Source organism: Dyadobacter sp. HNCC25DJ186 (assembly GCF_056895235.1).
Map to the genome: position 1 here is coordinate 267490 of NZ_JBXHAS010000008.1, position 14051 is coordinate 281540.

Sequence of the window (14051 nt, forward strand, 5' to 3'; positions counted from 1 at the left end):
AGCTTATTTCAAATTCAAATAAATCATCTCAGAAATTTCAGCCAGCATGTTTTTAGTTGATTTTTCCTCATCCCAGCCTTTTGATAACAAAACCAATACATATTTTCTTCCGTCAGGCAGGAAAACAATACCGCTATCATGATAAACTTTGGAAATCGATCCGGTTTTGTGTGCAACTTTGACCACTTTGGGCAGCTTACCGGGAATAACATCATTGAATTTTTGATCCAGTAAAATTTTGATCATCGCATCGCAGGACTTCTGATCAACAATTTTTCCGCCGGCAATTCTTTCAAACAATATTTTTAGATCATCGGCTGTGGTCATATTGTTTAAACCCTTTTGATATGCTTTTGCATCTTCCACACCACGCAGAATCTGAATGTCTTTTGCTCCCAGCTCCTTCATCGTTTTCGAGACATTTTCAGCACCAACCAGATCGATGATGATGTTTGTCGCAAAATTGCTGCTCACGATAATCATCTCATAGACCAGATCTTTGATCGCCCGTTTCTGCCCGATCTGGCGGTAAAGAATATGATCACTATCCTGAATGGAATCGAGGCTATACAAACTCCCGTCGACGATACTTTTAAACTCATTTTTTATGATGATTGAATCCGTCAAAGCGAATTTCCCTTCGGCGGCCTGTTTAAAAACTTCAACCATGACTGGCGTTTTCATCGTACTTGCCGCATGAAAGGATTCAGATTCGTTGATCAAAAGCGATTCCCCGGTCGTGAGATCTTTGAAAGCAACTGCATACGTCCCGGTATGTTTTTGAAGTTCAGCGGAAATTTTATGCCGGAGGTCATCTATGTTCTGCTTCGACTGGGCCAAAGCAGAAATTTTGACGAGGCAGGTTAATACAACCCAAAGGCATAACCGCATAATTATTCTATAATTTCAATTGAATAAGAAGCCGCAAAGGTTTTTCCTGCCTCAATACTCAAAATTCCTTCTTTTGTCTCAAAATTCTGATCGCTGTCGGCAGTATCCGCGATACCCAGCCAGGGTTCAATGCAGACAAAGTGTGCGTTAGGTTTAGCCCAAATTCCTAAATACGGAAATCCGGTGTAGTCAACATGCACTACCTGAGACGACTTATTGCTTTTTAAACTTACGCTACTGGAATTTAAATTTTTGAAAATCAAGGCATCATTGTCGAACATTTCTGAATCCAGCGGAAGAATATTACTGTTTACAATCATCGGTTTCGTTTTGTTTCCAACCAAACCACCTTCTGCCAGGAGCCAGGTAGATGCAGTTTCGGTTTTCTCAAATTCCAGATAATAATCTTCATAAATCTCGCCATCATTTACCGGACACTTAAACGCAGGATGACCGCCCAACGAAAAAAACATCGTCTCGTTCCCATGATTAATGACTTCATGAGAAACGACAATCTTATTATGTTCCAATGAAAAGGTGATCAGAAATTCAAATTCGTATGGGTAGATCAGCAGCGTTTTTTCGCTGAATTTCAAACCGTAGGTCAAACTTTTAGCAGTCTCTTCAATCAGTTTCAGGTTCGGATTATTTCTAATAAAACCATGTCTTGGTACTTTATATTCTTTCCCTTTTATCAAAACAAAACCATTTTTGACAGCACCAATAACCGGGAAAAGTACAGGCGCATAACTCCCCCAAATATCCGGATTTGCATCCCACATATATTCTTTACCCGAAGATTTGGACTGGATCTGACAAAGCTCGGCGCCTAGTTCATTGACACCTATTATTAGTATATCGTTTTCTATCGTAGCCATAGTTTTATCGTTTCATAATGTTGGTATATCTGCAAACTTAACCCAATACTTCTAGAATTACAGCGCAGCCTTCTCGAATCTGTTCGTCCGTAATTATTAATGGAGGAGCGAGACGCATCGAATTATCACAAAACAGGAACCAATCGGTGATCACACCTTTTTCAATACATCTGTCAATGGTCTGCTTCAGAGCTTCAAAAGATTCCATTTCGGCCGCAAGCATAAGCCCTCTTCCACGCACTTCTTTTATTTTTGGATGTACAAGAAGCGATTTGAAAAGTGCTCCCTTGGCGATCGCATTTTTTGATAGGTTCTCATTCAGGGTTACCTGCAAAGCAGCAAGCGATGCCGCAGAACTTACCGGATGTCCTCCAAATGTCGTGATATGGCCAAGAATAGGATTGTTTTTAAAAACGCTCATGATTTGCTGTGAAGCCATAAATGCGCCAATCGGCATACCGCCTCCCATACCTTTTGCACTTAAAAGAATATCCGGATAAATATCGTATTGTTCAAAAGCCCAAAAAGATCCGGTACGGCCAAAACCAGTTTGAATTTCGTCAATGACTAACAATGCTCCAACCTGCGTACATCTTTCCCTTAATGCCCTTACATATTCCATTGACGGGACCCTAACGCCTGATTCACCACCAATGATTTCAATAACAACAGCTGCTGTTTTTGTAGTAATGTGTTCTAAATCATCGGGGTTTCCATGTTTGATATTTTTAATTTCTGGTAAAAGCGGTCGGAAATTCCGTTTAAAATGTTCCGCGCCGGAAAGACTTAATGCGCCTTGTGTTGCTCCATGGTAAGCATTAAAACACGAAATAAATTCAGCGCGACCCGTAAATCGTTTTGCAAGCTTCATAGCTCCTTCCACAGCTTCGGTGCCGGAATTTGTAAAATAGACATTGTCGATTTGGCCAAACGGAGATGGCGTTCCGGATAGCATATCCAACGTGTCCACCAATGCTTTCGCCAGCTGAACCTGAGTGCTTTGAACAAATTCTCCATAAACCAGCAGGTGCATATGCTTGTCGAGCTGCTTGTGAAGTGCAGCCAAAACTTGCGGATGCCGGTGTCCAACATTGCTTACACCAATTCCAGAAATTAAATCCAGATATTGTTTGCCGTCCGTACCATACATGTAAACCCCTTCTGCTCGCTCAATTTCCAGCGCAAGCGGATAATCTGATGTTTGTGCTAAATGATCAAAAAAATGTTGTCGGTGTGAAATATGCATTTACTATACAATATACTTTTAATAATATCTATAATTTTATTACTTTCAATATGTTTAGAAAGTAAGCCTTAATCTTCAAAAAAGCAGGCCGTTCCGCCCACCCAGGTAAAGTCTTTATTGAACCGGACGCCAATCATCTCTCCACGACTTAACCTGCTTAAACTGGTGATTAATTCTGGTCTGGGAGCATTGTCAGGCCAGCTGTACATCATTCTGATCTCACATTTTACCTGTCCGTCCGGTGCCTGAATAACAGGTTCGTAAGCAACCTTTTTTTGTAAAATGTAATTGTCAGGATCAGGAATTCTATCAAGAATTTCGCGCGTAACGTGCAGCTGCACACCTGTTCCGGCGAAGGAAAAAAGTGGTTTTAATACATAGTTTTCCAGATTATCAGGAAAGTTTCCCTGATAATCAGATACAAAATTTGTTTCAGGAATATACTTGCTTTCGAGTAACGGCAACGTAAATTTACTGATCCTGAAAAACCAATTTGGATGGCCAACCCAGGTAACGTCCACGTCATCCGTGAAGTGAAAGTCTGTTTCGAGATCCGGATAATTTAGCAGATCGTCAAAAATAAGCCGATTATAAATCCGCTTTATCTGGATTTTCCGACCCGCTTTTTCGTAGAATAAATTTCGGCCTTCTTTGATTATTTTGGTATAACACACAGCCTGCACACCCAATAGCTTTTCGGTCAAGGCAAAATCAATTCTTGTTTTCTGCTTTTCAGGAAATATTTCAAGCAGGATCACCTGCTCCGCGTCTTCGTCGGCAAGAATTAACTCTTTCAGTTTTCCAACATAAGTATCCAGGTCATTGGCTCCGAATACGTACCGAAAATCGTCAGGAACCGGGAAGTGCTCCTTGAATTTTTCTGATAAGTATCCCTGATAAGCATAGATAGAGGCAAATCCTTGCAGTTCAATCAATTGAGGAATTAATTCTCCATTTTCGTCTTTGCAAACCGCAAAATCAATAGCCAGAAATGAAGAATGATCATTCTCTCCCGGAACAAGCTGGTCTGCTGGAATAGCCCGGTCCGTTATTGTCTTGAAATCATCGGATACAATGGTATCTATAATTTCTTCACAAGCCTCAATCAATTTATCTTTCAAGGCTTTTGGAACAAAAACAGGAGTTTCCGCTACCCGAAAGTCCAGCGCACCAGGAAAATCCGAATCGATTGATGCTAAAAGATTTTTATATTTTTCTTCGCTAAAAGACTGATTGTAAGCCTGGCGTGCTTCTTTATGCATTTTACTGAATTTAGTTGTTGTGAAGTTGAAGCAATGAACTACATATTAAACAGGAATAGTCGGCGATACCGGCATTTTGTCCAAAGCAATTTTCAGGAATGTCGGGATAATTGTGGCCTCTGTCATCTGGATCTTATCCGGATCGTTCAGATGCTCAATCATATCATTGTATTTTGCTTCACCATGATTGGCAATAATGGTAGTCTTTTTATCTTCCCGTAAAAAATAGCGAAGCATACCTTCCGCGTCTGCTTCCGGATGAAACTGTGTTCCTACGATTTCTTTCGAGAAACGAATGGCCATAATGGCTCTTTCAAGATTTACATGCGGACGGATTTTTTCAAGGCAAAGAATTTTTGCTCCCATGTTATCAATAACATGCTGGTCCGGCTGAATTACCTGAAAATCTCTCGAATCAACAATCCAAAAGGGATCGTTCAACAGATTTAAAACCGGATCTTTTCTACCTCCTGATGTTTTGTGAACGGGAAATGTTCCAAACGAAGTTTTTCTTCTTCTTCCAACCGCTCCAATTTGCCAATGGATACAGGCCATCTGAAAAGAATGGCAAATCAAAAACAAATGTTTCTTTGTCCGATTATGTCTGTTTGCATTATACTCTGTCAATTTATCAAGAAAGCGGAAAAATTTCCTTTCCCATGCTTCACCCGAGGGAGAAGGATTTCCCGGCCCGCCTGTTGAAATGTATGCATCAAAGTCCATTGCAGGAATCGCCAGTTTCTGCCGGACGTCAAAAATTTCGTAGCTGATATTCAGTGATTCCTTCTCACCAAATTCAGTGATAATTTTTTTTATACAACGCATCCCCTCATTTTCAAAACCGTTGTACATATCCAGAATTGCAATTCTGAAATGTTTCTTATCGTTGTCCATCTTGCTCTCGGGCCAAAAGGTTGAATGTATTAACCTTGATATTCACTTTTGTTGTTACATTTTAAAACGCAAATTTCCGGATTTGATTCAATAAAAAGAAGAATTCTATTCTTGCAAGCCAGAAAAGAATTCTTCTTCGTTATCAAAAAACGGGAAATAATATTTTAAGCAATTCCGATTTTTGTCTCGGAAACGATATAATCCACAACCGCTTTCAGGTCATTTGTTTTTTCAAAAACGGCCAGTTGCCTGTCAGCGCCGCTTCCCATTTCAAGGATCTGGTGGATGTATTCAATTTCGTGCCGGCTTCCCAGTTCATCCACGACATCGTCAATAAATTCGAGTAGCTCAACGACCAGCAGTTTATAATCAACTTCTTCCTGTTTTCCGAAATCGATGAGTTTTCCTTGAATCCCGTACCGTGCCGCCCGCCATTTATTTTCATTAATCAGCATCCGGTGATAGGGGCGGAAGCCCAGGTTCATGCGGTGAAGTTTATGGATTTTTGCAACCAAAGCCTGCATGATCGCAGCCAGGCAGATGGTTTCATCCGTTCGCATCGGAACATCGCACATTCTGAATTCGATGGTGTTGAAAAAAGGATGAAGCCTGATGTCCCACCATATCTTCTTGCCATTGTCAATACACTTGGTCTTGATAAGCAAATTTACATACTCGTCGTATTCAGCAGCACTGGAAAAATAGTCAGGTATACCAGTCCGGGGAAATTTGTCAAAAACTTTTGAACGATAGGATTTAAAACCTGTATTCCGGCCACACCAAAAAGGAGAGTTGGTAGAAAGTGCATAAATATGCGGAAGAAAATATCTTACCGCATTCATGATCTCGATTCCTTCGTTGCGATTTTCGATACCCACATGTACATGCAGACCAAAAATTAAGTTACCTCTGGCTACATCACGCATTTCATCGATAATCTCGTCGTAACGAGGATCCGGAGTAATCAGCTGCTCTACCCAATCAGCAAAAGGATGTGTTCCTGCTGCGGCAACGTGCAGATTTTGCTTGGCAGCCAGATCCAGAATCATTTTTCTGAGATAGGTTACTTCCTCTCTGGCTTCCTGAATATTGTGACAAATGTTTGTACCAACTTCCACGACCGCCTGGTGCATTTCTGCCTTTACCCGTTCTTTCAGCGTTATTTTGCCATCCTCGACCAGTTTGGACATGTGGGAACGCAGATTTCTTGTATCGGGATCGATTGTTTGAAATTCCTCTTCAATTCCCAGTGTGAAAGTACGCATACGATGAAGCTTAGGTTAAAATAGTTAGCCTTATTTTTTCTTGGTCGCCGTTGTTCCTGCCTTTTTTGCTGACTCAGGTGCAGGAGCTTTTGCTTTATCCACTTTTTTAACCGGTGCCGGTGCAATAGCCTTCGCCTCAGCGGGTTTCCTGGCAGGTGTTTTTCCTTTGGATTTAACAGGTGCTGGCGAAATTGACTCGGATTCTTCCTTATTTTCGACTTTTTCTTTCTTAGGAATGTCTTCGAATGGAACCGGCGCCGAAGCAGCTTCTTTTTTTGAAGTCTTCTCCACCGGGGTGGCAGGTGCTGATGACTTAGCTGAAGTCGTTTTTTTAGGGGCGACTTTTTTAAGTTCAACAGGTTCAGAAACTTCAATTTCTGTGGAAGGCTTTGGTGGACTTAATACCGAAGAAATCGAATCTTTAACGAAGGTACCCCAGGTCAGGTTTGTCTGACCATCTTTATGCTTCTTCGCACGGTCAATTGCCATGTTAGCCGCAGCTTCAACAACCCATTCAAAATTGTCGGCGCCCACAGAGTTGATGTCTGCATCCGGAGCCGGATTGCAAAAATCAATAGCGATCGGAATTCCGTCACGAACCGCAAATTCGACGGTATTGAAATCATATCCCAAGGCCAGGTTTAACTTTAAGGTGTATTCCTTCACAGTGGCCAGAAGTTTTTCAGCTTCTTCTCCCTGTGCTTTTATTTCGGAAGCGTAGCGCAAATGATGCGGATTTCTTGGTTCATAAGGCATGATCAAAACATCCTTTTGGCCAATGCAATAACAACGGAAATAATCGGTAAACTGTATCTCCTCTTGCAACATCATGATCAGCTGGCCGGTTTCTTCGTGTTTTCTCCACATGTCATGCGGATCGTTTACCTGATATACACTTTTCCAGCCGCCACCATCATGTGGTTTCATATAAGCTGGAAATCCAATGTATTTAAACATTTCTTCCCATGCCAACGGGAAAGCAAGGTTTCTGAACGAAGTCTCGGAAGTATCTGTTGGCCTTTCTTTTGACGGAATCAAAACTGTTTTTGGAACAGGTACTCCAATTTTCTCTGCCAGGGCGTTGTTGAAGAATTTTTCATCAGCACTCCACCAGAATGGATTATTTATCACAGCAGTTCCGCTTAATGCTGCATTTTTAAGGTATGCCCGATAAAATGGAACATCTTGCGAAATCCGGTCGATAATGACCGCATATTCCGTTGGATCTGCCTGAACAACTTTTTCTATGGTAACCGCTTCTGCGATAATTCCTTTTTCTCCTTTACTATTTACGCGATCTATAAATGCTTGTGGAAAGGTATTTTCCATTCCAAAAAGAATGCCTATTTTTTTCATGATTAGTTATTGTTAATGAATTTAATACTTTTTTGTTGCTTACATCATTTTACTCAGATACTCGGGAAACATATTATTCCAGAGCGGCCAGTCATGTTTTTCCCAACCTCTTATGTCAAGCCAGTGATCGATCCCTTTTGAATTCAGGATATCTGACATTTTAATATTACTGTTCAGGCAAATATCCCATTCCGACGTCCCAAGAATTATTTTCATATGGTTAAACCGCCAGCTTTGTTCATTGGGCATAAAGTCAACCGGATTGCTGAAATATACATTGTCGTCGTAATAACCGTCCATAAAACTTCTTACGTCAAAAGCGCCGCTCATACTTACAAGATAAGCTACCGCAGATGGGTGCCTAAATGCGAAATTTGCAGCATGAAATCCTCCAAAACTGCAACCACCGACGCCAATCCTGTCCACATTACATTCGTGTTTTATATAAGGAACAAGCTCATTGGCCAAGAATTTGTCGTATTGTATATGATTCAAAACCCGTGCCTCGGGATTTAAATGTTTGGCGTACCAGGAATCTGCGTCCACAGAGTCGATGCAATAGATTTTATATTTGCCCGATTCAACCAGGCCACGAACGGATTCGATCAAGCCCATGTCCTTTGCCTGGTAATAACGACCAAGCGTAGTAGGGAACAGTAAGATGGGGTAGCCCCAGTTTCCGAATACCAACATGTCGATATCACGACCGAGGTGGTGCGAATAGTACTTAATATGCTTTTCCTCCAAGGTGATCTGTTTTAAGTTGTTTCTGAAATATACGAAACATATTATAACAAGCAAATCAATAAATAATTTGAATCTTACGAAAAAGTTTCTATCCCAACAGGGGCCATTTAAAGCGCCGAAAATGCGTTTTCTTTTATAAGCAGCACATTTACATTATCTTGCGCTTTTATCTTGATATTGTCGTTTTGCTTTCATCAGATCCCCAACTTTTGTCCATCGAACAAAGTATTTCTTCTTTGTTTCTGCACCGGGAAGTTTTAATTTCTGTCCGGCTGCCGTTTCATTACAATGATTCCCAGGTTTATCCATTATTGCTGATCAATGACGGACAGGATTTTGAACGCCTGAATATGAATACAATACTAACCGATTTGCAAAAGGAAGAGGTAATTGAGCCGATCCTGGTTGTAGGGATTCATGCAGGCACGGATCGTTTGCATGAATATGGAACGGCTTGTAAGACCGACTATGCGCTTCGCGGAAGTAAAGCGGGTGATACCACAGATTTTGTACTCAAAGAATTACTTCCTTTTCTGGAACAGCATTACGCTTTCAATCCTTCTGATATTTCATATGCCGGTTTTTCGCTTGGCGGACTTATGGCTCTGGATATGGCCTGGAATCACGGCACTGTTTTTTCGAAAACGGGTGTTTTTTCAGGGGCGTTGTGGTGGAGACAGAAAGCGCTTGACGCAGGTTACCGTGATGCTGACCGGATTATGCACGAGCAGATCCGAAATTTTCCTGTCAAACCAGATTTGAAATTTTGGTTTCAGACCGGTACTAATGATGAAACGGATGATCGGGATGGCGATGGAATTATCGATTCTATTCAGGATACCCTGGAATGCATCGCAGCACTTGAATATAAAGGATATAAATGGGGAGCAGATATTGTTTATTGCGAAACGGTCGGAGGAGAACATAATCCGGAAACCTGGGCCTTGGCTATGCCGGAATTTTTGAAATGGGCCTTTGGAAAGAAAAACTAAAAAAAAGAGTGAAAGCTTCTAAAATCTTTCACTCTTTGGAAGTCTATAAATTTGTCAGGAAGGCCATTGTATCCACAGAATCTGCGTAGTCAGAAATTTCGGGCTGCTGTGTTTTTCCAAAAGGTACTGCGTTCGGAATGGCTTCCGAGGTGCTTACGATACACTGGATTTTTTCCGCGTTTTCGTTTAAATAATGTTTTACGGTCTCAATATCCTCGTACGTCTCATAATGCACGACGCTGATAGGGGAAACTGGTGCTGGACTTTCCATCAACATCAAAAAACCGTTATCATAATGCGGAACACCATTTATTAACAGAATTGACTTGTTGTATTCATAATTGTTAAAATATTTATGGTGATTTAGATACAGATGATCAGCCGATTGTATTGCCTCGAAAAACTTGGTAAAGTCATATCCCACAGGTACAAACAGCTTGGAAACATTGCGGCATCCTAATCCGTAATATTGTAACATATCCTTTCCTAAAGCAGTCAATTCATCCTCAGATTCGTTTCCTGTGATGACCGCCAATGACGTCCTGTTCTTACGAATGATGTTCGGTTTCTTAGAAAAATAGTAATGAAAATAGCGTGCTGTGTTATCACTGCCTGTAGCCACGTATGCATCAGAATCGTTAAGTCTGTCAACGAAATGTATGTAATCGGTGTAAGCGGGCTCTATTTCAACCAGTTTTTTTAATAAGGCAGGAATAAGCACCGGATCATCGGAACTTATCTTTGCCAATAACGTATGTCCGGTAATTAAAACACATAATACATCGTGAAAGCCAACAGCAGGAATATTTCCAGCCATGATAACCCCGATTTTCTGAGCTGATTTCGGTTCCGGATATTGGTTCAGCCATTTGATCAGATTCTCTTCTGCAAGGAATTTTTCACCGATTGCTTTTAAGGATTCGATGGTATTTTCGGGTGTAAACCAATTATTTTTCCGGTTGGCCAATGTTGCCAATTCTTCCAGATAATCCGCGTTGAGAGGCTCTATGAGAAATTTTCCCAGATTAATAAAGGCATTTATTCGTTGATTTCTTGATATCATTCCAGGGTAACTCAAAATAATTAAATTTAAGAACGTGTTTTTATTTTTCTGATTGTCGGGAAACTATAAATAGTTATATTTGTTAGTCTATTAAGAAGAAAAATAGGAACAAATATAAACAATCCGGCGACTATGGCTATAATGATAACCGATGAATGCATAAATTGTGGGGCGTGCGAGCCAGAGTGTCCCAACACGGCTATTTATGAAGGAGGTGTAGAATGGACTTGGGGTGATGGAACGAGTTTGGACGAAGTAGATTTTGGTGATGGCACCGTTATCAGCGGTAAAGAGAAGCAGTCACCGGTTTCTGACGAATTCTATTATATAGTGACAGATAAATGTACAGAGTGCGTAGGTTTCCATGAAGAACCTCAATGTGCTGCTGTTTGTCCGGTAGATTGCTGTGTACCCGATCCGGACAACGAAGAAGAAGAAGACACTTTATTGGCTAAGAAAGCATGGATGCATGGTGAATAGTTAATACAAACGCATTGAATTTAAGATAGACCTGCCAATCGGCAGGTCTTTTTTTGTGCCTTACTTTTTGAATGGTAAAATAATAATAAATAATCTCCAAAGATATTCACTACACATATTAAGAATATTTTGCATATATCAGTAAAAACAGAATAAATTAAAATTTATTAAAAATTCAAAATCACACTAAATATGTTCATATCTTAATAGAAAAGATTAAAAAAAAAGGATTTTTAGGTTTTTTATGATAAAAAGTGACTATTATATTTGATAAATATAAATTTAATACAATATTTGATCCATTAAATGTCCGGATAAGTATCAATAACGTAAACAGAAGAAAATTATGAAAAAGGTCTATTGTACAGTATTATCTTTAATGATCCCCTTTTTGGGTTTTAGTAAGTCGGAGTTGGATGAGGAGAAAAAAACCAAAACAACAGAAACTAGTAAAATTGAAGAGGTCAAGGAAGATGAAGAAGGAAAAGGATCTTTTGCATTTTCTGGATACCTGGACTCTTATTACATGGCCAATTTTAACAAGCCGGCGTCTCGTTCAAATTTAGGTCAGGCTGGTACGGCCCGTGTTTTTGATCAGAAATCAGGACAGTTTCAGCTGGGATTGGTTCAGGCGAAAGTGGCATACACAAATTCAAAATCAGAGGCAGTTGTGGATTTGACATTTGGTCCGAATGCAAATCTTGGTAACTATGGTAATTCAGCATTCAGTACAGCGCTGGCAATAAAACAAGCTTACTTTACCTACAAGTTTACTGACAAGTTTTCTATGACTGCCGGTCAGTTCGGAACACATATCGGCTATGAAGTAATTGATGCGCCTGCAAACTTTAACTACTCACTCTCAAACTTATTTAACAACGGACCATTTTATCACACAGGTCTGAAAGCGACTTACGCTTTTACTGATAAAGTTTCTTTGATGGTCGGCGTTGTTAACAACGTAGACGGGCTAGGCGACAACAACCGTAAAAAGGGTATTATTTCTCAATTATTCGTTTCCCCTGCTGCAAACTGGAACGTGTATTTGAACTTTATTAATAGTAACGAAGCTAATCCAGACGAGGAGGGGGATTCTCCAAGCGCTCATTACCGTATGTTCGACATCACAACCAGTTACCAGGTTTCTGAAAAATTCCTCGTTGGTTTAAATGCTGCTTATGGATCTCAAAAAGGTGATTATCAGGGAGCTGGTGGACCGTTAGATACTCAGTCGTGGGGTGGAGCTGCCATTTATTCAAACGTAGCTGTTTCTGACAATTTTGCAATCGGTGCTCGTTACGAATATTTCAATAACGACAACGGTGTGAGAGGTTTATTGGCATTTCCTGATGGAAAGGGTACGGAGGTAAATCCGATAGCCGGAACTGGAACTAACGTAAATTCTGTAACTTTAACAGGTAACATAACATTGGCAGATGGCCACATTTTATTGAAACCTGAATTCCGTTTGGATGCCTATCCAAAAGCTGCAAGTGGAAAGCTGGAACAATTTGAAGACTCGAAAGGGGTGTATTCAAAAAACAGCCAGACAACATTCGGGATGGCTTTCATCTATAAATTCTAATTTATCTAATACCTTCTTAAATCAATAATAACAATCTCTACAAAAAAACAATGGAAAAACGTAATTATCTACCACTAATTATTTTGCTGGTGATTGCTCTTCTTGGAGCTTTTGTTCCCAGCGTGCCGACCAAAATAGTAACGGAAGGCTTGAATTCAGGTGATATTGCCTGGATGTTAGTATCATCCGCGCTGGTACTACTGATGACTCCGGGTCTTGCTTATTTCTACGGAGGAATGGTGAACAACAAAAACGTTATTTCAACAATGCTTCAGAGCTTTATTGCGATGGGGGTGATCAGCGTTCTTTGGGTGGTCATTGGTTTCAGTCTTGCATTTGGTGAGGACATCGGTGGTTTTATTGGAAATCCAATGACTCACTTTATGTTCAAAGGTGTTTTGGATGGTCCTGCTTTCGGAACAATTCCTTTCGCTTTGTTCGCGATGTTCCAAATGAAGTTCGCTGTTATTACGCCTGCACTTATCACAGGTTCAATGGCTGAACGCGTGAACTTCCGTTCTTATGTATTGTTCATGATCTTGTTTTGTGTGCTTGTTTATGCTCCGCTTTGTCACATGACATGGCATGCAGAAGGAATCCTTTTCAAAATGGGTGTGCTTGATTTTGCTGGTGGTACTGTTGTTCACATGTCTGCCGGATGGGCGGCACTAGCTGGTGCAATTTATTTGAAAAGACGCAAATCTGTTCTGGATGCTCACGTATTGCCTCCTGCAAACATTCCTTACGTTCTTTTGGGTACAGGATTACTTTGGTTCGGTTGGTTTGGTTTCAACGCAGGTTCTGCTTTGACTGCTTCTCCTTTGGCTGTTTCTGCTTTCGCTGCTACTAACACCGCTGCTGGTGCTGCTGGTTTGGCTTGGGTATTGTTTGATGTTGCAAGAGGCAAAAAAGTATCTGCACTTGGTTTCTGTATCGGTGCGGTCGTTGGTCTTGTTGCTATCACGCCAGCTGCTGGTTTTGTAACTGTTCCGTCGTCGATCTTCATCGGTGCTGTTGCAGCTTGTATCAGTAACTACGTTGCTCACTTACGTACACGTTCAACTTTGGATGATACACTTGACGTATTCCCTTGCCACGGTGTTGGTGGTATGGTTGGTATGTTGATGACCGGTATTTTTGCAACAAGTGCAGTGAACCCATTGGTTACTGATCAGGGACTTGCATTTGGTGAAACTACTCTTTTCATCAACCACGTTATCGCTTTGGTAGGTGTTTCTGCTTTTGCTTTCGGAGGTTCTTTCCTTCTGTTGAAAATCACAGACCTTATCATGCCGCTTCGTGTATCTGAAACAGATGAAAAAGCTGGATTGGATATCAGTCAGCACGATGAGTTTCTTGTAGAAGCTTAATCTTTTAACATATAAAAAAGAC

13 protein-coding genes are annotated in these 14051 nt (G+C 40.7%); 4 read left to right on the top strand and 9 right to left on the bottom strand.

Annotation, left to right across the window (positions count from 1 at the left end; translation table 11 throughout):
- Positions 1-3: 3 nt before the first annotated feature.
- From AC1XUO_RS22315 to AC1XUO_RS22350, 8 genes are all read right to left on the bottom strand, one after another.
- Positions 4-891 carry a serine hydrolase gene (locus tag AC1XUO_RS22315; protein WP_483332004.1) on the bottom strand — a complete coding sequence of 296 codons (888 nt, stop codon included), beginning with the start codon at positions 889-891 and terminating at the stop codon, positions 4-6.
- Positions 892-893: 2 nt separating this feature from the next.
- Positions 894-1769: an aldose 1-epimerase family protein gene (locus AC1XUO_RS22320; RefSeq protein ID WP_483332005.1), complete on the bottom strand. Its 876-nt coding sequence runs from the start codon at positions 1767-1769 to the stop codon at positions 894-896.
- Between the two features lie 37 nt (positions 1770-1806).
- Entirely contained in the window at positions 1807-3015 is a 1209-nt protein-coding gene (locus tag AC1XUO_RS22325; protein ID WP_483332006.1) for an aspartate aminotransferase family protein, read from the bottom strand.
- Positions 3016-3083: 68 nt separating this feature from the next.
- Positions 3084-4277, bottom strand: a complete 1194-nt coding sequence (locus AC1XUO_RS22330) for a hypothetical protein (RefSeq protein WP_483332008.1) — start codon at positions 4275-4277, stop codon at positions 3084-3086.
- A gap of 45 nt (positions 4278-4322) precedes the next feature.
- Positions 4323-5171 (bottom strand): type 1 glutamine amidotransferase, encoded by an 849-nt coding sequence (locus AC1XUO_RS22335; RefSeq protein WP_483332009.1) that lies wholly within the window; start codon positions 5169-5171, stop codon positions 4323-4325.
- Positions 5172-5335: 164 nt separating this feature from the next.
- Positions 5336-6436 carry a carboxylate-amine ligase gene (locus tag AC1XUO_RS22340; RefSeq protein ID WP_235150000.1) on the bottom strand — a complete coding sequence of 367 codons (1101 nt, stop codon included), beginning with the start codon at positions 6434-6436 and terminating at the stop codon, positions 5336-5338.
- Between the two features lie 30 nt (positions 6437-6466).
- Positions 6467-7792 (bottom strand): ATP-grasp domain-containing protein, encoded by a 1326-nt coding sequence (locus AC1XUO_RS22345; RefSeq protein ID WP_483332010.1) that lies wholly within the window; start codon positions 7790-7792, stop codon positions 6467-6469.
- 39 nt (positions 7793-7831) lie between these two features.
- Positions 7832-8539: an esterase family protein gene (locus AC1XUO_RS22350; RefSeq protein ID WP_483332011.1), complete on the bottom strand. Its 708-nt coding sequence runs from the start codon at positions 8537-8539 to the stop codon at positions 7832-7834.
- A 209-nt stretch (positions 8540-8748) separates the two neighbouring features.
- On the opposite strand from AC1XUO_RS22350, the gene AC1XUO_RS22355 reads away from it, so the two are divergent.
- Positions 8749-9531, top strand: a complete 783-nt coding sequence (locus AC1XUO_RS22355) for an alpha/beta hydrolase (RefSeq protein WP_483332012.1) — start codon at positions 8749-8751, stop codon at positions 9529-9531.
- Positions 9532-9574: 43 nt separating this feature from the next.
- On the opposite strand, the gene AC1XUO_RS22360 is transcribed toward AC1XUO_RS22355, so the two are convergent.
- Positions 9575-10594, bottom strand: a complete 1020-nt coding sequence (locus tag AC1XUO_RS22360) for an acyl-CoA reductase (RefSeq protein ID WP_483332013.1) — start codon at positions 10592-10594, stop codon at positions 9575-9577.
- Positions 10595-10726: 132 nt separating this feature from the next.
- On the opposite strand from AC1XUO_RS22360, the gene AC1XUO_RS22365 reads away from it, so the two are divergent.
- From AC1XUO_RS22365 to AC1XUO_RS22375, 3 genes are all read left to right on the top strand, one after another.
- Positions 10727-11074, top strand: a complete 348-nt coding sequence (locus AC1XUO_RS22365) for a 4Fe-4S binding protein (RefSeq protein ID WP_235150010.1) — start codon at positions 10727-10729, stop codon at positions 11072-11074.
- Positions 11075-11420: 346 nt separating this feature from the next.
- Positions 11421-12659: a porin gene (locus AC1XUO_RS22370; protein WP_483332015.1), complete on the top strand. Its 1239-nt coding sequence runs from the start codon at positions 11421-11423 to the stop codon at positions 12657-12659.
- A 50-nt stretch (positions 12660-12709) separates the two neighbouring features.
- Positions 12710-14029, top strand: a complete 1320-nt coding sequence (locus AC1XUO_RS22375; protein ID WP_483332016.1) for an ammonium transporter — start codon at positions 12710-12712, stop codon at positions 14027-14029.
- The last annotated feature ends 22 nt before the right edge of the window (positions 14030-14051 follow it).

Coding starts and splice junctions, on each gene's coding strand:
- AC1XUO_RS22315 (WP_483332004.1), bottom strand. CDS start 891: ATGCGGTTATGCCTTTGGGTTGTATTAACCTGCCTCGTCAAAATTTCT.
- AC1XUO_RS22320 (WP_483332005.1), bottom strand. CDS start 1,769: ATGGCTACGATAGAAAACGATATACTAATAATAGGTGTCAATGAACTA.
- AC1XUO_RS22325 (WP_483332006.1), bottom strand. CDS start 3,015: ATGCATATTTCACACCGACAACATTTTTTTGATCATTTAGCACAAACA.
- AC1XUO_RS22330 (WP_483332008.1), bottom strand. CDS start 4,277: ATGCATAAAGAAGCACGCCAGGCTTACAATCAGTCTTTTAGCGAAGAA.
- AC1XUO_RS22335 (WP_483332009.1), bottom strand. CDS start 5,171: ATGGACAACGATAAGAAACATTTCAGAATTGCAATTCTGGATATGTAC.
- AC1XUO_RS22340 (WP_235150000.1), bottom strand. CDS start 6,436: ATGCGTACTTTCACACTGGGAATTGAAGAGGAATTTCAAACAATCGAT.
- AC1XUO_RS22345 (WP_483332010.1), bottom strand. CDS start 7,792: ATGAAAAAAATAGGCATTCTTTTTGGAATGGAAAATACCTTTCCACAA.
- AC1XUO_RS22360 (WP_483332013.1), bottom strand. CDS start 10,594: ATGATATCAAGAAATCAACGAATAAATGCCTTTATTAATCTGGGAAAA.
- AC1XUO_RS22365 (WP_235150010.1), top strand. CDS start 10,727: ATGGCTATAATGATAACCGATGAATGCATAAATTGTGGGGCGTGCGAG.
- AC1XUO_RS22370 (WP_483332015.1), top strand. CDS start 11,421: ATGAAAAAGGTCTATTGTACAGTATTATCTTTAATGATCCCCTTTTTG.
- AC1XUO_RS22375 (WP_483332016.1), top strand. CDS start 12,710: ATGGAAAAACGTAATTATCTACCACTAATTATTTTGCTGGTGATTGCT.